Raw genomic sequence first — 16242 nt, 5'->3', positions numbered from 1 at the left:
CACTCGTTATCTGGGTAATTCGGCCACTGTTACGGTGGTCGTCATTCGTTTTTCATTACGGTAAAATTCAACTTCTAATTTAGTGCCGGGTTCACTACCCGCAACCAGGTCAAGGCCCTCCGGCGCAGAGCGAACAGGGTCACCGCCAATAGCTACCAGAAAGTCGTTTGGTTGTAATCCTGCTTTTGCTGCCGGACTATTCCGTTCAACTCCAGTTATTAATATACCCGATAGTGATTGCTCTTCACTAAAGTTTGGATTAACGCTAATACCAATGTATCCGCGTACCACTTTACCTTCCTGAATAAGGGTTTTCATTACCTTGCGAGCGTTTTCATAGGGTACGGCAAAATAAATGCCTTCGCCGCCATCTCCAAAAGCCGAATTATAGCGGGCGTTATTGATTCCGATAAGCTCTCCGGCGCTATTAACCAAAGCACCGCCTGAGGCGCCCTGGTTTATCACTGCGTCCATTTGAATCAAATCGGAATAGGAATTGCTGACGCCAACCCGGCCGCCACTGGCACTGACAATACCCTGTGTAATTGTCTGGCCAATATTGTATGGATTACCTATAGCAAGGACAATGTCACCAACCCGCACGCGGCGTGTTGACTGCACGGGAATTACCGGTAGGTTCTCCGCATCAATTTTCAGTACAGCTAAATCGGTGTAACGGTCACTACCAATTAACTGAGCGGCATAGCGTCTGCCGTCTTGCAGCGCGACTTCAATTTTATCAACGTTATCGACAACGTGATGGGCGGTCAGAATATAGCCCTGAGAGTCCATAATAACACCTGAACCTAAACGCCATACACGTGATGATTGAGGTTGATAATAAGACCCCTGAATTTCCCCCATACTATAAATATTCACAACGGCAGGGGCGGCTTTTCGGACGGCCTGATTAAAGGAAGTAATTTCGTTGCTGTTTTGTCTTAATGATTCCGATTGTGCCCAGAAAGGCTTAGCGATAATAACAATAGCCGCAACAACTAGGCCTAAGCCAACTGACTGAAGTAAGAATCGTAGAGTTGAAGAAAGTTGTTGCATACCAGCTTCCGGTTAAATCAGGTGATATCAGCATAGCACTGATACCACCTGCCTGTCACAATGTCAGTTTGCGTTACGCAACACAATAAAGAGTGAACTGTCGCCTCGTTTGATATTAAGGGCTATAACGCCGCTTTTATCTTCAATTGCTGCCCGCAACTCCGATAGTGAGCTCACTGCCTTTCTGTTAACGCCCTGAATAATATCGCCTTCCTCGAGGCCAATTCGCGCAGCAGGGGAACGTTCTTCAAGCTCCTCTACTTCAACTCCATTTCCATCCGTTGCAGCAAGAGTAGCGCCCTGTAAAGCCGGGTGAATTGACTCAGCTGTAACAGACATGTCCTGTGCACCAAGGGTGACGTTAATCGATTGCTCTTCACCGTCGCGAATCACCCCAAGTTTTAATGAGTTCCCCGAACCTATAGAGCCGACCATTGCACCAAGCTCCGAAAATGAGCGGATTGTCTGCCCATCGACTGAGATAATGACATCGCCGGATTCAATACCAGCTTCAGCTGCTGAACTACCCGGTACAACTTGTGAAACAAAAGCCCCCCGGTTGACCGGAATATTCAATGCCTGAGCAACATCATGAGTTAAATCGTTACCCCGGACTCCCAGTACTCCGCGGCGAACTTCGCCAAATTCAATCAGTTGTTGTACTAAGTTATTCATCATGTCCGATGGAATAGCGAAACCGATACCGATATTGCCGCCGTTAGGGCCGAGTATCGCGGTGTTAATTCCAATGAGTTCGCCGTCTAAGGTAACCAGAGCTCCGCCCGAATTACCGCTGTTAATAGCGGCATCGGTCTGAATGAAGTTTTCCAACTCCTCAATGCCAAGACCTGCTCGGCCTAGAGCGCTAACGATACCGGAGGTGACTGTCTGACCAAGTCCGAAAGGGTTACCAATAGCGACCACGAAATCACCAACTCGAAGCTCGGATGACTTGCCAAGCTCTATTTCGGTGAGGTCTTCGCCGTTCTCTATTTTTAGCAAAGCCACGTCGCTACGCTCATCAGTGCCTATAACTTTGGCATCAAACTCACGGCCATTTTTTAGAGTGACGAGAATTTCTGTTGCGTCGTCAACAACATGGTTATTGGTTACTACGTAGCCTTTTTCGGCATCAATAATCACGCCGGAACCTAAGCCTCTAAACGGACGCTCGCGGACTTGTTCATGTGGAGAGTTGGGGCCAAAAAAGAAACGAAGCGCTTCCGGCAGGCGCTGTCGCACTTCTCGCTTGCCTTTTACTGATATGTTGACGACGGCGGGTGTGACTTCCTCAAGCATCGGCGCTAAAGTCGGCTGTTCGTCGTCATTGCCAAAAAAAGGAATGCCAGCCTGGGCAGAAGGTATAGAGGTGAAGCTAACAACACAGATTAAACTGAATAATGCTAAGACTCTTTTCATGATTCGAGTAACTCCTTAATCAAGCACTAACAAGCGGTCGCCAGTTATGACCGCCTGTTGGCTATATGAGTTCACTCTAAAAATGTTTCAAGATGTTTTTTTTGACGGCGCTTTTTCTGGGTCTTGTTCATAGTTGTTTGAAAATAAGCCGCTGGAACCCTCGGTGTAATCGCGGGGAATATCATTGGCGCTATAGCTATCACGGCCAGAACGGTGGTCTTTATTTAATGAATTTGCTACGCGCAGTTGCTTAATTGTGTCTTCTGCGAAAAAAGGCAGGTCACTTTGTACATCGCTTTTCTCCAGCAGCTCAGCACTTTGGTTCAAGTAGCTTTGTAAACGCTGCTGCGTATCTGCCAGTTGTTCGACCATAGCGTTTGCAGTGGCGAAGTGTTCGGCAACTTCTCTTTGGTAGTCGGTTAAACGCTGCTGACTTTGCTGTACTTGCTCTTCGAGATCGCCTGACTGGCCTTTCGACTGGCTGTAACGAGCCGCAAAAAAGCCAATGATAGCACCAGCAACGACCAACAGAACTCCAATAATCCAACTCATAATTAACTCCTGAACAAGCTGTCGCAGCGGCGAATGATTGCTGCGCTTCACCTTCATGGTAACATATTAACTTATAGGATAATCCCAACTGAGGTGAAGTGGTAGTGTCCAAACAGCAAATGTCTCCACTAGAACGTTATCAGTATGATATCGAACACAATGATTTCTCGAAAGATGCTGCGCAGCTCAACGCCGTTAAACATTTGCAAAGATTGCATGATGAGCTTATTGAGTGGCATCAATATCAGAACCTGTCGCGCTGGAAAAAGTGGTTTAACAAAGAGCCAGATCAGCCTCAGGGCATCTACTTTTGGGGTGGTGTTGGCCGTGGGAAAACCTATCTGGTTGATACATTCTTTGAAAGTCTGCCAATTGAGCGTAAATGGCGAATCCATTTTCACCGATTTATGCACCGGGTTCATAATGAACTTAAACAACTGGATAAGCAGAGTGATCCGTTACGCATTGTGGCTGATAACATTGCCGCTGAAGCACGAGTTGTCTGCTTTGACGAGTTCTTTGTGCAGGATATTACCGATGCGATGTTACTGGGTAGGCTGTTTGAGTACTTATTTGAGAAAGGGGTGGTGCTGGTAGCCACGTCAAACATTGTTCCTGACGAACTCTATAAAAACGGACTGCAACGGGCGCGCTTTATTCCTGCTATTAAACTCATCAATCAGCACTGCGAAGTGGTTAATGTGGATAGTGGTATTGATTATCGACTAAGGACGTTAACGCGCGCTGAAATTTTTCATTCGCCACTGGATGAAAAGGCCGATAAGAATTTATGGAAATACTTCAAAGAGCTAGCGCCGGAATGTAAAGAGCGGTACGAATCAGACTGTATTGAAATTGAAGGACGGGATATTGACGTTCGGGCAGAGTGTGACGATGTAGTGTTTTTTGATTTTACCTCCATTTGCAAGACAGCCCGTAGCCAAAACGACTATATGGAAATAGCCCGACTTTACCATGCGGTATTGATTAGTAATGTTGAGCAAATGGGCGCAGGGAAAGATGATACGGCCCGCCGCTTTATCGCGTTAGTCGATGAATTTTATGAGCGCCGGGTGAAACTGATTTTGTCAGCTGATGTGGGTATTGAAGCACTCTATACGGAAGGCCAGTTAACTTTTGAATTTCGCCGTTGTGTTAGCCGATTGCAGGAAATGCAAAGTCAGGAATATCTGGCAATGGCTCATAAAGCATAAATTTCAGAAAATGCGTGATCTTTAACCGCATTTTTCCTATAATCCGCGCAGCCCACGTTACAGTCCGTTGTGTTACATAACGTAATGCAGCGGTCGCAGCAGATAACTAAATGATTTTTATCATTTTTTTATTGTTGTGATTCGCGGGGAAGCCCGGAATTACTGTCCGTGAACTTTTAAAATGTAGGTTTTATACAATGAAAACATTTGTAGCCAAGCCAGAAACGGTAAAACGCGACTGGTACGTAGTAGACGCTGAAGGCAAAACTTTAGGTCGTTTAGCTACTGAAATCGCTCGTCGTTTACGCGGCAAGCATAAGCCTGAGTATACTCCTCACGTTGATACCGGCGATTACATCGTTGTAATTAACGCTGAGAAAATTACTGTTACCGGTAATAAAGCTCAGGGCAAGATGTACTACTCGCACACTGGATTTCCGGGTGGTATCAAATCAATCAGTTTTGAAAAACTGATTGCTAAGAAACCAGAGATGGTCATTCAGAAAGCGGTGAAAGGTATGTTACCCCGTGGTCCATTGGGTCGTGCCATGTTCCGTAAACTGAAAGTGTACGCAGGTACTGAGCATAACCATATTGCTCAACAACCTAAACAACTGGATATATAATACGGAGCAAGAACACTATGGCAGATAATCAATACTACGGTACTGGTCGTCGCAAAAACTCCACGGCTCGCGTATTTTTGCGTCCTGGTAGCGGCAACATCAAAATTAACAACCGTGAACTGAACGAATACTTTGGTCGTGAAACGGCTCAAATGGTTGTTCGTCAACCATTAGAGTTAGTTGAAATGACTGAAAAGTTTGACATGTACATCACTGTAAGTGGTGGTGGTACTACAGGTCAGGCGGGTGCAATTCGTCACGGTATTACTCGTGCATTAATGCAATACGACGAAGCTTTACGTGGTCCATTACGTAAAGAAGGTTACGTTACTCGTGACGCTCGTCAAGTTGAACGTAAGAAAATCGGCTTGCATAAAGCACGTAAACGCCCACAGTTCTCAAAGCGTTAATTCGTCTTTGTTTTTTGTGGCAAAACCCAGCTTCGGCTGGGTTTTTTTATGTCAAAAATAAATGGAAATAGACCAATAAGGGCGGCTATTAAGCTTGTAAAAAGTGTGTCTTTTCATTATCATCTCAAAGCATTTTCTGTAATCCGCATAAGCGGACAAAGCAGCAGCTAATTCCCGACTTCGCGACAACGCATCGTGGAGCGTCCAAAACTGGAGAATAGATGGATGAGCAATGCGCCTGTAGATAAAGGCCGCCGTCGTTTTTTGACTGTCGCAACCTCAGTGGTAGGTGGTGCCGGAGCGGTAGCAGTAGCCGTTCCTTTCATAGCATCGTGGAACCCAAGTGCGAAAGCAAAAAACGCGGGAGCGCCCGTAGAAGTAAATATACGCAAAGCTGAGCCTGGCCAGCTAGTCCGTGTTAAATGGCGTGGTAAGCCTGTATGGGTGGTTCGCCGTACACCGGACATGCTTGAAGAATTAGGTGATATCGAAGACAAGCTTCGCGATCCGAATTCTCAAGAGCCGCAGCAGCCACCTTATGCAGCAAATCAATATCGCTCAATTAAAGAAGAATTCTTCGTTGCGGTTGGTATTTGTACCCACCTTGGCTGCTCTCCGTCTTATCTTGCTAGTGGAATGGGGGAGCACGTTGAGGGCGTTGAGTCTGGCTTTTTCTGCCCATGCCACGGTTCTAAATTTGATGTAGCAGGGCGCGTATTCCAAGGTGTTCCTGCACCACTGAACCTGGTCGTGCCGCCACATTATTTTATCGACGATAACACCATTTTGGTGGGTGAAGATAAGGGGCAAGCATAATGTTTAAGCGATTTGTAGAGTGGATGGATGCCCGCATCCCCATGACCAAAACCTGGAACATCCACCTGGCGCAGTATCCGGCTCCAAAAAACTTTAACATGTGGTATGTTTTTGGCTTTTTGGCAACCATCGTATTAATTAACCAAATACTGACTGGTGTCTGGTTAACCATGAACTATGTGCCAAGTGCCGAGGGTGCCTTTGCCTCGGTTGAATACATCATGCGTGATGTCGAATACGGCTGGTTGTTGCGTTATATGCACTCCACCGGTGCTTCTGCGTTCTTCGTTGTCGTTTATCTGCATATGTTCCGCGGTATGATGTACGGTTCTTACCAGAAGCCTCGTGAACTTATTTGGCTGTTTGGTATGTTCATCTTCCTGGTGCTTATGGCCGAAGCCTTTATGGGCTATTTGCTGCCTTGGGGACAAATGTCTTACTGGGGCGCACAGGTTATTATTTCGCTATTCGGTGCCATACCAGTTATTGGTGATGATTTAACCTTATGGATACGTGGTGACTACGTTATTTCAGGGGCTACACTGAACCGTTTCTTTGCGCTGCACGTTATTGCTCTGCCGCTAGTACTGGTTATTCTGGTGTTCCTGCACATTGTCGCTTTACATGAGGTTGGTTCGAACAACCCTGACGGTATCGATACTAAGAAGCCTAAAGGCTCTGTGCCAGACGAAGAAAAGCCGAAGTTTAAGTTCCACGAGCGCTTTACTAACAAGAAAGACATTGTCGATTCTATTCCGTTTTTCCCTTACTACATTATTAAGGATTTATTCGGGTTCGGCGTGTTCTTGTTCTTGTTCTGTTACGTTATTTTCTTCAACCCGGAAATGGGAGGCTTTTTCCTTGAGCCGCCTAACTTTGAGCCGGCGAACCCCTTGAAGACACCGGAACACATTGCTCCTGTATGGTATTTCACACCGTTCTATGCAATTTTACGTGCGGTGCCTGACAAGCTGTTTGGTGTTATTTTGATGTTCGCTGCTATTGTCTTCCTGGCTCTGTTGCCTTGGCTAGACCGTGGACGAGTACGTTCTATTCGCTATCGTAGCCTGTTGCATAAGCTAAACCTCGGCGTATTTGCCATCAGTTTCGTTGTGCTGGGTTATCTGGGAACGCAACCTGCAACTCCTGTTGCAACAATATTCGCACAGATATTTACGTTCCTGTACTTTGCATTCTTCGGGCTGCTTTGGTTCTACAGTAAGCGCGAGAAGACTAAACCGGTACCAGAAAGGGTGACGTCGAAATGAAAAAATTGTTAATCGCTCTTGTAACTTTGGTTCCGTCGCTTGTATTTGCGGCGGGCCCTGAAGTTCCCTTGGATAAGGCCGAAGTCGATTTACACGATAAAGCCTCACTGCAGCGCGGCGCGCAGTTATACATGAACTACTGTCTGGGTTGCCACCAACTGCAGTACCATCGTTATAACCGCACTTTTGAGGATCTTGGTATTCCGCAGGAGTTAGGCGAAGAGAACTTGCAGTTTACCGGCAACAAAGCCGGTGACAGGATCACCAACAATATGAATCCTGAGTCAGCAGCGAACTGGTTTGGTACCGCGGTACCCGATCTGACTAACGTAGCCCGTGTACGCGGAGCCGACTGGATTTATACTTATTTACGTTCATTCTATAAAGATGACAGCCGTCCTTTCGGTGTCAATAATGCGGTCTTCCCAAATGTCGGAATGCCCCATGTATTGCAAGAGCTTCAGGGGCTTCCTGAGAAGACTTATGAAGAACGCCTGATAGACGGTGAAATGGAAGACGTGTACGTCGGGATTGAAACCGATGGCAGCGGGCGTTTATCCGAAAGTGAATATGATCAAGCTATGTTGGACTTAACCGCGTTTCTGGTTTATACCGGAGAACCTATGTTGTTAGAACAACGTCGCATTGGTTGGTTTGTTTTTGGTTTCCTGCTGGTATTCACCATTTTGGCATGGTTACTGAAAAAAGAGTTTTGGAAAGACCTGAAATAATCGGGGCTTATCAGTCTGTTAGACAACGACTTAACAAAGGGTGGCTTGCCACCCTTTTGCCGTTGATATTATCTGGAGAAAGGAATGGCTGTTGCAGCAAATAAACGCTCAGTAATGACGTTATATTCAGGAAAGGATGACTTAAAGAGTCATCAGGTACGTCTGGTGTTAGCTGAGAAAGGTGTTGGGGTCGAAATTACCTATGTGACCGACGAAAGTACGCCGGAGGATTTGTTACAGCTTAATCCGTACCCAGAGGCTAAACCCACTCTGGTTGACCGTGAGCTTGTGCTTTATAACGCTCAAATTATTATGGAATACTTGGACGAGCGTTTCCCGCATCCTCCTTTAATGCCTGTTTACCCAGTTGCTCGTGGAACGAGCCGTTTAATGATGTACCGAATTGAGCGCGACTGGTATAGCCTGGCTGAAAAGATCCAAAAAAATGACGCTCAGGCAAGGCAGGAACTGAAAGAAGGTATTCTTTCTCTGGCTCCTATTTTTGCAGATACACCGTATTTTATGAGCGAAGAATTTAGTCTGGTTGATTGTTATTTGGCTCCTCTGCTTTGGCGTTTGCCAGCCTACGGTATCGATTTAGAAGGTCAGGGCGCAAAAGAAATAAAGCAATATATGGTACGCCTGTTTGAACGCAAAACGTTCCAGGACTCTTTAACAGAAGAAGAGAAAGAACTCGCGCGTAATTAATTTCATCGACGTCGAGGAGTTTTACTATGACGCCGAAAAGACCTTATCTGCTGCGTGCATTGTACGAGTGGATAGTTGATAACGATCTGACTCCACACTTGGTGGTTGATGCAACTATTGTGGGAACCGTTGTGCCCCAGAATTTTGTTAGTGAGGGGCAAATTGTACTCAATATTTCTCCGACGGCGGTTCAGGGGCTGCAACTGGCTGACCATGAAGTTCGCTTTAACGCGCGCTTTGGTGGACAGCCAATGCAGGTGATTGTGCCTATGACGGCGGCTTTAGCAATCTATGCTCGTGAGAACGGTGCTGGAGCGATGTTTGAGGCCGAACCCGAGCTGGATAAAATGCCTGAGCTTGATGAAGAAGATAAGGGTAGTGACGATGCTGAGCAAAAATCAGCAAAGAAAAAGCCCAACCTAAAAGTAGTTAAGTAACAATACAAAGCACTAACGCTTAATGGTTAGTGCTTTAATTACCCGCTCAACGCCATCTACGTTTCTGGCAACTTCTACCGCAGCATCTGCCTCAATCGCGCTTACATGACCTAGTAAAAATACCTCAGCGTTCTCTGTCACTACTTTGATATTAGTTGCATCTATAGATTTATTATTAGCAAACTTGAGCTTAATTTTGCTGGTTATCCAGCTATCCCCGGCGCGCACGGCTGCCGATGCCTTAGAGCCAATACGCAGCTGATTGAAAATTTTATTGATACCGTTAGTGTCTTTGATGATCTCTTCAGCTCTTCTTTTCAGAGCTTCGCTTGGAACCTGGCCAACCAAAAGAACATTAGTATCGTAGCTGATAGCGACCACGCGGGCATCTTCAAGTTGTTCGTCATTTCCCAATTTAGCGTTAGCTTTCAATTCGATAGTCTGATCATCCACTTGTGTTCCAATTGTCCGCGGATCAGTAGCTGAAGATATTCCTACTGCGGCAGCTCCGACAGCAACTGCGGCGCAGCCCTGTAAACTTAACAAACTGATAAAAATGACGGGTAAAAAAGTTCTAGATAAAGTCATACGCTTCAGTGCTCCTGCGGAAAGATCGTGTTTTCAATTTGTTCACATAAGCCGTGGACAATAAACAGCTGAGTTTCTAATATACGAGCTGGATTTAAACTGGGCGCCCTTAATTCGATATCATTAGCACCTAGTAACCCGGAAACAGAATCGTTGCCCTCGCCGGTTAAAGCAATAATAAGCATATCGCGGCTAATAGCTGTTTCCATAACCGATGCCAACTCCTCATTCTCCTGGTTGTCAGCTATGACCAGTAGAATATCACCGGCTTGACCGAGTGCCGCAAGTTGCTTTTGCTTGCCAAGAGCCAATGCCAGTACTGGAAAGGGAGGACGTTCTAATTTCATGCCTTCGGTCATGAGGTTTGCAAAGTGCTGTGCAACGATTCCTGTCGTACGGTCGCCGCAGCAAAAGACACGCTGGCCATTCAACAAATTAGCCACCAACAGTTCAACCGTTGCGGCCATCTCATCGGTCAGGCTTTCCACCGCTGAAATTTGTGTCTGTATGCTTTCTGTAAAAAGCGCCTTAATCAATTCGTCATTCATAATCAGAATGCGTCCTTAAACCATTCAATTTTTGTTGGCTGACCTACTATTGCAATTACGTCGAAACGCATAGCTGCAGTATGTTCATCGATATTATTACTGAGTAAGTAGTGGCGAGCGGTGTATCGAATTCGGCGACATTGCTGCGGGCGAATTTGTTCGATAACCGCTGCAAAATTCTCATCGTCCCGGAACTTAACCTCGCAAAACACCCAGTAATGACCGTCTCGGGCTATGATATCAATTTCACCACCGTCAATACGGTAATTTTTGCAAATAATTGTAAGGTTATTTTTCTTCAGAAACTCGGCTGAAAGTAATTCAGCGCGCTTACCGGTAACGACTTCCTGCATTGTCTGCTTCCTTAGCTAAGGTGATTTCTCCTTCACTAAAGGTAGCCCAAATAAGCTTCCGCTGAACAACTGAATTATCAATGTGCAGTTCACCACTTAAACCCGACCAAACCAATCCGGGCATGCGGTTCATCATCTCAAGTCGTTGAATCAAGGATACGCTGTCGTATCCCATAGCGGTTAAGCGCGCTAGCGACAGCCCCCACCCATTTCGCAATTCAAGCCATTGACTTAGAAGTATGTTTTTACCTGAATTCTCTATTAACCAGGGAATATCTGAAAAAATAATGCCATTAAGATCTGAGTCACCTAAACGATTTTTGAGTTCATGGGTAGCCGAGCTGGCATAAACAGGAATAGGTTCTGCAAATGGCGAAACGCTGACATCAATAAAGGGTTTTAACAGACGTGTCTGTTGTAGATTGCCAGGCAGGTAAATAGCACTAATGTCTCTTCGGCTGCGTTCCTGTGCATCGACAATAATTTTTCCCGCGGCAATTTTAACTGCGCGAATACGCTGCTGACTGTCCGTTAACCCCAGTGACCGTTCGACCGTAGCCTTCATATCTTCGCGTTCAGAAAAATAGGAGATAGTGGGCTGTTCAGCCTGCTCATTTTCCCAACTGGAGGTGAAGGCATCAACCATTCTGCGGCCGCTGGAGCCATCCGCAGTAATTACCAGTGCACTTTTTGAACCGGGGAATTGCTTGTTAATTTTCTGCGCAGCTTGCTCAGCTTCACTCTCAGGGCTTAGTGCGAAAAAAATATTGGTTAATGAATTTTGTGTTGCTTCATCGTCAATCTGATTAAGATAAACTTGAGGAATACCCGTAATAGGTTGTGCTGACCACGCGGCTACCTTGTCTTTTAAGAGTGGGCCAATAATTCCTACGGGGCTCAGTTCCTCTATTCGCTTTTGCTGAGACTCAATGTCGCCCGCTTCGCTGTCTATAAAGACAACTCTTAGGTTTTTCATTTCGCCGGTGCGGGCGATAACACCGTCACGCACAGCCTGGCCTTGTTGCTTATAGCGGCCGGATAATGGCAATAATACCGCGAGGGTGGGTTCCGGGGATGCCTGTTCGGCTTCCGGTTCAAGTTCTGATGGCTTTAATGATGGCTCAAGCCAGGCTTCGACCAGAGTAGCGGCTTCATGGTTTGGGAAGCTTTGTTGCCACTGATTTAAGTATGATGTCAGATTATCAGGGCGAGTCATTGCCTGATGATGATAATCGACCAATCGCCACCAACCCGCCAGGGCTAAATCGTTAGGCCGCTGCTGCGGCAGCTCTGATTGTTTAATCCGGCGTGCAATGGACCAGACTGTATCGGTATTCCGCTGTTCGGCAAAGCGCTGGGCATCAACTTGCCAGACTAGCGACTGCCAGTAGTCTTGTTGCTGATAAGCTGCCTGTGAAAGTAATTGCAAACTAAGAACGCGAAATTCTCGTTGATTAAACTGAGTGGCTACATCTTCTAGCTCTTCTATTACCTTTGCCCAGATTTTCTGTTCTGCGGCCCAACGGGCTTTTGCCAGGCGGTAATATTTCTGACTGTGATGAGTAATTTTTTGCGGAGCTAACTGCGCAAGAATAGTGGCCGCCTGTTGCCACTGTTGTTCATTTTGAAAAGCATTAGCGGCTCTTATTAAAGCCGAGTGTTGCTCAACTTCATTTGCTGCTGCATCGGCTTCCTGTAACCAGTCCCTGGCTGACTTTTCTTCTGTTAAGCTTAATTCCTGATCAGCGACATCGACAGCCTCTGCCGGGCCCTTCGTTGAACGGTCAGGTGCCGAGGTACACTGGGTTAATACCAGTAATGCCATTAGAGCTAAAAGTACAAATGAATGAGTTCTAAACACTGTAAGGTTCCGCTTTGGTGCCTGTTCGGTGATACTATAAACGGCATTGACGTTGGAAACAAACAGAGACTGATTATGACAGAGCAGGGCATTCTTTATATTGTACCGACACCTATCGGTAATTTAGGCGATATAACGGAAAGAGCAGTTAAAACCTTGGCTGAAGTTGCAGCCATTGCAGCGGAAGATACTAGACACACACGCAAGCTAATGCAGCATTATGGTATACAAAATGATGTATTCGCGCTGCATGAACATAATGAGACACAGCGTGTGGACGCGGTTATCGAACGTTTGCTGCAAGGTGATTCGCTGGCGTTAGTCAGTGACGCAGGTACGCCACTTATCAATGACCCTGGTTATGTTTTGGTGCATCGTTGTCGGGAGCGTGGGTTGAAGGTTATTGCGTTACCCGGTGCCTGTGCTGTTACGGTTGCTCTGTCTGCAGCCGGGTTACCAACAGACCGCTTTGCTTTTGAAGGCTTTTTGCCATCAAAGCCGCAGCAACGTCGTGCAAAGCTGGAGGCTCTGAAAATCGAACCCCGAACTGTTGTGGTGTATGAAAGCCCTCATCGAATTTTGCATACGCTGGCTGACATGAATGTGGTTTTAGGCAGTGGCCGGCAGATAGTGCTTGCGCGCGAGCTGACTAAGCAGTTTGAAACTTACTTAAATGGCACTGCGGCTGAATTGTTGCAGGTTTTAACCGACGATACGAACCAACAGCGCGGCGAAATGGTTTTGCTAATAGCACCTGCGCAGTCGGAAGCCGATGTTCGTGACGGTCCGGGAGAAGCGGCTAAGCGCACGTTACTACTGTTACTAGAAGAGTTGCCGTTAAAAAAGGCGGCAGCTATGACCGCAAAAATTCACGATGAACGAAAAAATGAACTCTACCAGTGGGCGCTTGAGAATAAAAATAATGAGTGAAACAAAGATTGAGTTAATGCCTGCTGCAGCGTAGAATCCCCCGCGGAGAGCTGGCCAGACAATCGCCGCCTGTTTACAGGGGGAGGAAAGTCCGGGCTCCATAGGGCAGGGTGCCAGGTAACGCCTGGGCGGTGTAAGCCGACGACTAGTGCAGCAGAGAGTAAACCGCCGATGGCTGCTTGCAGCACAGGTAAGGGTGAAAGGGTGCGGTAAGAGCGCACCGCGCAACTGGTAACAGTTTGTGGCACGGTAAACTCCACCCGGAGCAAGGTCAAATAGGGGTTCTTTGGCGCGGCCCGCGTTGAACCCGGGTAGACTGCTTGAGGGTCAGGGCAACCTGATCACTAGATGAATGATTGTCCACGACAGAACCCGGCTTATCGGCCGGCTCTCCACCTTCTTAGGGTTTTAAAACTGCCAGTCTTTTAGAAATTTTAATAATTCATTAAGCGGCAATGGCTCACTAATAAAGTAGCCCTGTGCAAAATCGCATCGTTGTTGCTGCAGTAACTCCCACTGTTGCCGGGTTTCAACACCCTCGGCAATAACGTTAATATCCAAAGCTCTGGCTACCTGCAACAACGCATCCAGCAGTGCTACCTGCACCTTGTTTTGAGGTGCCTGATTTAAAAAGCTACGGTCTATTTTTATATAATCCACAGGATACCGCTGCAGGTAGTTAATACTGGAATAGCCGGTCCCAAAATCGTCGATTGCCAACTGCACTCCCTGAGACCGCAAATAATGTAAAATTTGTAATTGCCGCTGTTTATTGCTCATTAACAGTGACTCGGTAATTTCAAAGGTTATGCTGGTATTAGGTATTCCATGCTGACTGATGCAGGACAGCCATCGTTTGGCTGACTCCATATCGTTAAGTTCACGTTCGGAGCGGTTAATTGAGACCTCAATGGGGTAACCAGACTTGTGTACGACAGCCCAGTCAACGCAAGCTTGCTCCAGAACAAACTGCCCTAATTCATGAATAAGCCCTGTACGTTCAGCAACTGGAATGAATTCAGCGGGCGAAATCATGTTTCCATCTTCATCCTGCCAGCGCAACAGCGCTTCGCATTTACTGATTTTACCGGTGCTGAAGTCGATGATGGGTTGATAAACCAAAGAAAACTCATGCCGCTTAAGGCCTTCACGCATCCGTTTATGAATGGCATTTTGGCGTTCAGTTTGCTCTCTTAATTCGTCGTTAAAAAAGTAATGCGTGCGTCGCCCTGCCGTTTTTGCTGCGTACATCGCAAGATCGGCATTTTTTAATAGTTCAGAGGCTTTGATGCCGTCATCAGGGTAAAGCGCAATACCTATGCTGCAGGTGGTTTGAATTTGGTTCTGGCGTAAGTTGAAAGGCTCACTTAACTGCCGGTTAATTTGGCTGGCAAGGTCATTAATTATTTGATGCGAGGTAAAACGGTTAATAACGACAACAAATTCATCACCACCAATACGGGCAATGAAGTCTGAACCCCGTAGTTGGTTTCGTAAACGGTCAGAAACTGAAACTAATAGTTCGTCGCCAGCATCATGGCCAAGGTTATCGTTAACTTCTTTAAAGTGGTCAAGGTCGATGAATAGAATGGCAAAGTGTTGTTCCCGGCCTTTCTGGGTAAGTTGATCAAGGTAGTCGACAAAAGCCCGACGATTCGGTAAATCAGTAATCGAATCAAAATGCGCCTGATGGTCAATAGTAACAAGCGCCGAACGCAGGCGGCTTTGCGTCGTCACCAAATTGTACATAAAGGCGGTCATTAAAAAGGACAACAGCAGTCCGGCGACAATAATGATCCAATAAATGCTACCGCGACCGGCCCAAACTGAATTTTTTGGAGCCAGAGCCAGTATCCACTTGCCGGTTGAAACTGCCACTTCAATGGCGACGTAATCTTCGTCCCAGAGTGAAGCGTCGCCGAAGTCAAACAGGTGGTCGCCATTGCCGTTTTCTTTCTTTAACGCGAAAAGGTAATCGTCTACGGAGTCCAGACCACTGCTGGCAAGCAAGTCTCCTATATCAATGACCACAGCAATCATCCCCCACAGCTTATTGTCATTGATAAAAACCGGAGCCCTGGCAATTAGCGCCCAGCCTCCTTGTATTAAATTGACCGGGCCATCAATAATAATTCGCTTTTTCTGAATGGCTTCCTGAACGCTTTCGAACTGTGCCGGTGAGGTGCGGTAATCAAAACCCAGTGCGGCTTTATTAGGAGCCAACGGGTATACAAACTCAATTATCAAGTTAGGCGCTAACGCTACATGGCGTATTGGTGCATCACCGCTAATCAATTCCTGCATTAGTAGTCGATAACGTTCCGGGGAAATGTCTGGTGAGAGCTTAATTTCGGCCTGTAGCGCACGAGCCGTGGCTAACGAGGAATTGATCTGACCTTCCAGCGCGGCACGGAGTTTACCTAAGCGTTCGGTAGCTACTCGTTTGCGTGACTCTACTACCTGCGAGTGCTGATTCTCAGCAAACCAGATAACGCCGGTTACCAGGATGCAGAAGCTGACAAAAATAACGAATAAGTAGCGTTTCATTAATTACCGTTGCTCATCAAAACTGAAATGAGTATCGCACAAAAATTATACGAGCTCTAACGGAAAAATAATTTTACGCGTTGCATCAACCGCTTAATGTAAATTTACCGTCAAGGCCTGACAAATAGAGAGGTTTTTTCTTGACAGTGGGAAAGAGAGACACCTAGACTGTAACATT

At 46.5% G+C, this 16242-nt stretch carries 17 protein-coding genes and 1 other RNA gene; 10 read left to right on the top strand and 8 right to left on the bottom strand.

The annotated features are described in order from the left end of the window. Window positions 1-6: 6 nt before the first annotated feature. The 3 genes from NJR55_RS03670 to NJR55_RS03660 all read right to left on the bottom strand — a co-directional run bounded on the left by NJR55_RS03670 (window position 7) and on the right by NJR55_RS03660 (window position 3027). Window positions 7-1056: a trypsin-like peptidase domain-containing protein gene (locus tag NJR55_RS03670; RefSeq protein WP_253617947.1), complete on the bottom strand. Its 1050-nt coding sequence runs from the start codon at window positions 1054-1056 to the stop codon at window positions 7-9. A 63-nt stretch (window positions 1057-1119) separates the two neighbouring features. After that, entirely contained in the window at window positions 1120-2475 is a 1356-nt protein-coding gene (locus NJR55_RS03665; protein ID WP_253617945.1) for a DegQ family serine endoprotease, read from the bottom strand. A gap of 87 nt (window positions 2476-2562) precedes the next feature. Continuing rightward, window positions 2563-3027: a Z-ring associated ZapG family protein gene (locus tag NJR55_RS03660; RefSeq protein ID WP_253617943.1), complete on the bottom strand. Its 465-nt coding sequence runs from the start codon at window positions 3025-3027 to the stop codon at window positions 2563-2565. A 119-nt stretch (window positions 3028-3146) separates the two neighbouring features. On the opposite strand from NJR55_RS03660, the gene zapE reads away from it, so the two are divergent. The 8 genes from zapE to NJR55_RS03620 all read left to right on the top strand — a co-directional run bounded on the left by zapE (window position 3147) and on the right by NJR55_RS03620 (window position 9237). Then, complete coding sequence (gene zapE, locus NJR55_RS03655; protein WP_253618062.1) at window positions 3147-4241, top strand: cell division protein ZapE; 1095 nt, start codon at window positions 3147-3149, stop codon at window positions 4239-4241. Window positions 4242-4438: 197 nt separating this feature from the next. Further along, the gene (rplM, locus tag NJR55_RS03650) at window positions 4439-4867 is read left to right on the top strand and encodes a 50S ribosomal protein L13 (RefSeq protein WP_034818651.1); all 429 of its coding nucleotides are present in this window, start codon (window positions 4439-4441) and stop codon (window positions 4865-4867) included. Between the two features lie 17 nt (window positions 4868-4884). Next, window positions 4885-5277 (top strand): 30S ribosomal protein S9, encoded by a 393-nt coding sequence (rpsI, locus tag NJR55_RS03645; RefSeq protein WP_011233676.1) that lies wholly within the window; start codon window positions 4885-4887, stop codon window positions 5275-5277. Between the two features lie 225 nt (window positions 5278-5502). Continuing rightward, on the top strand, window positions 5503-6093 hold the full coding sequence (gene petA / locus NJR55_RS03640) for a ubiquinol-cytochrome c reductase iron-sulfur subunit (protein ID WP_253618060.1): 591 nt from the start codon (window positions 5503-5505) through the stop codon (window positions 6091-6093). Next, on the top strand, window positions 6093-7361 hold the full coding sequence (locus NJR55_RS03635; RefSeq protein ID WP_253617941.1) for a cytochrome b: 1269 nt from the start codon (window positions 6093-6095) through the stop codon (window positions 7359-7361). The genes petA and NJR55_RS03635 overlap by 1 nt, the downstream gene beginning before the upstream one ends. Continuing rightward, window positions 7358-8092 carry a cytochrome c1 gene (locus NJR55_RS03630; protein WP_253617939.1) on the top strand — a complete coding sequence of 245 codons (735 nt, stop codon included), beginning with the start codon at window positions 7358-7360 and terminating at the stop codon, window positions 8090-8092. The genes NJR55_RS03635 and NJR55_RS03630 overlap by 4 nt, the downstream gene beginning before the upstream one ends. Window positions 8093-8176: 84 nt before the next feature. Further along, window positions 8177-8800 carry a stringent starvation protein SspA gene (gene sspA, locus NJR55_RS03625; protein ID WP_011233680.1) on the top strand — a complete coding sequence of 208 codons (624 nt, stop codon included), beginning with the start codon at window positions 8177-8179 and terminating at the stop codon, window positions 8798-8800. Between the two features lie 26 nt (window positions 8801-8826). Then, the gene (locus NJR55_RS03620) at window positions 8827-9237 is read left to right on the top strand and encodes a ClpXP protease specificity-enhancing factor (protein WP_114982062.1); all 411 of its coding nucleotides are present in this window, start codon (window positions 8827-8829) and stop codon (window positions 9235-9237) included. A 12-nt stretch (window positions 9238-9249) separates the two neighbouring features. On the opposite strand, the gene dolP is transcribed toward NJR55_RS03620, so the two are convergent. From dolP to NJR55_RS03600, 4 genes are read right to left on the bottom strand one after another with little or no spacing between them, the layout of a single operon-like run. After that, complete coding sequence (dolP, locus tag NJR55_RS03615; protein WP_253617937.1) at window positions 9250-9825, bottom strand: division/outer membrane stress-associated lipid-binding lipoprotein; 576 nt, start codon at window positions 9823-9825, stop codon at window positions 9250-9252. 5 nt (window positions 9826-9830) lie between these two features. After that, a complete protein-coding gene (locus NJR55_RS03610) occupies window positions 9831-10373 on the bottom strand; it encodes an SIS domain-containing protein (protein ID WP_253617935.1) in 543 nt (180 codons plus the stop codon). Between the two features lie 2 nt (window positions 10374-10375). Further along, window positions 10376-10726, bottom strand: a complete 351-nt coding sequence (locus NJR55_RS03605; protein WP_253617933.1) for a YraN family protein — start codon at window positions 10724-10726, stop codon at window positions 10376-10378. Then, the gene (locus NJR55_RS03600; RefSeq protein WP_253617932.1) at window positions 10704-12587 is read right to left on the bottom strand and encodes a penicillin-binding protein activator; all 1884 of its coding nucleotides are present in this window, start codon (window positions 12585-12587) and stop codon (window positions 10704-10706) included. The genes NJR55_RS03605 and NJR55_RS03600 overlap by 23 nt, the downstream gene beginning before the upstream one ends. A 75-nt stretch (window positions 12588-12662) precedes the next feature. On the opposite strand from NJR55_RS03600, the gene rsmI reads away from it, so the two are divergent. Both rsmI and rnpB read left to right on the top strand, forming a co-directional pair. Next, complete coding sequence (rsmI, locus tag NJR55_RS03595; protein ID WP_253618059.1) at window positions 12663-13517, top strand: 16S rRNA (cytidine(1402)-2'-O)-methyltransferase; 855 nt, start codon at window positions 12663-12665, stop codon at window positions 13515-13517. Window positions 13518-13563: 46 nt separating this feature from the next. Further along, window positions 13564-13913, top strand: an RNA gene (gene rnpB, locus NJR55_RS03590) — RNase P RNA component class A. A 12-nt stretch (window positions 13914-13925) separates the two neighbouring features. Here rnpB and NJR55_RS03585 read toward each other — a convergent pair. Beyond that, the gene (locus NJR55_RS03585; RefSeq protein WP_253617930.1) at window positions 13926-16064 is read right to left on the bottom strand and encodes a putative bifunctional diguanylate cyclase/phosphodiesterase; all 2139 of its coding nucleotides are present in this window, start codon (window positions 16062-16064) and stop codon (window positions 13926-13928) included. Between the last annotated feature and the right edge of the window lie 178 nt (window positions 16065-16242).

It is taken from the genome of Idiomarina rhizosphaerae, from assembly GCF_024159085.1.
GTDB classification, from domain to species: Bacteria; Pseudomonadota; Gammaproteobacteria; order Enterobacterales; family Alteromonadaceae; genus Idiomarina; species Idiomarina rhizosphaerae.
The sequence above is the reverse complement of the archived record's forward strand: the minus strand, read 5'-3'. Positions and strand labels throughout refer to the sequence as shown.

Bases quoted from the DNA above. Each gene is read 5' to 3' on its own strand.
- NJR55_RS03670 (WP_253617947.1), bottom strand. From the start codon at position 1,056: ATGCAACAACTTTCTTCAACTCTACGATTCTTACTTCAGTCAGTTGGC.
- NJR55_RS03665 (WP_253617945.1), bottom strand. From the start codon at position 2,475: ATGAAAAGAGTCTTAGCATTATTCAGTTTAATCTGTGTTGTTAGCTTC.
- NJR55_RS03660 (WP_253617943.1), bottom strand. From the start codon at position 3,027: ATGAGTTGGATTATTGGAGTTCTGTTGGTCGTTGCTGGTGCTATCATT.
- zapE (WP_253618062.1), top strand. From the start codon at position 3,147: ATGTCTCCACTAGAACGTTATCAGTATGATATCGAACACAATGATTTC.
- rplM (WP_034818651.1), top strand. From the start codon at position 4,439: ATGAAAACATTTGTAGCCAAGCCAGAAACGGTAAAACGCGACTGGTAC.
- rpsI (WP_011233676.1), top strand. From the start codon at position 4,885: ATGGCAGATAATCAATACTACGGTACTGGTCGTCGCAAAAACTCCACG.
- petA (WP_253618060.1), top strand. From the start codon at position 5,503: ATGAGCAATGCGCCTGTAGATAAAGGCCGCCGTCGTTTTTTGACTGTC.
- NJR55_RS03635 (WP_253617941.1), top strand. From the start codon at position 6,093: ATGTTTAAGCGATTTGTAGAGTGGATGGATGCCCGCATCCCCATGACC.
- NJR55_RS03630 (WP_253617939.1), top strand. From the start codon at position 7,358: ATGAAAAAATTGTTAATCGCTCTTGTAACTTTGGTTCCGTCGCTTGTA.
- sspA (WP_011233680.1), top strand. From the start codon at position 8,177: ATGGCTGTTGCAGCAAATAAACGCTCAGTAATGACGTTATATTCAGGA.
- NJR55_RS03620 (WP_114982062.1), top strand. From the start codon at position 8,827: ATGACGCCGAAAAGACCTTATCTGCTGCGTGCATTGTACGAGTGGATA.
- dolP (WP_253617937.1), bottom strand. From the start codon at position 9,825: ATGACTTTATCTAGAACTTTTTTACCCGTCATTTTTATCAGTTTGTTA.
- NJR55_RS03610 (WP_253617935.1), bottom strand. From the start codon at position 10,373: ATGAATGACGAATTGATTAAGGCGCTTTTTACAGAAAGCATACAGACA.
- NJR55_RS03605 (WP_253617933.1), bottom strand. From the start codon at position 10,726: ATGCAGGAAGTCGTTACCGGTAAGCGCGCTGAATTACTTTCAGCCGAG.
- rsmI (WP_253618059.1), top strand. From the start codon at position 12,663: ATGACAGAGCAGGGCATTCTTTATATTGTACCGACACCTATCGGTAAT.
- NJR55_RS03585 (WP_253617930.1), bottom strand. From the start codon at position 16,064: ATGAAACGCTACTTATTCGTTATTTTTGTCAGCTTCTGCATCCTGGTA.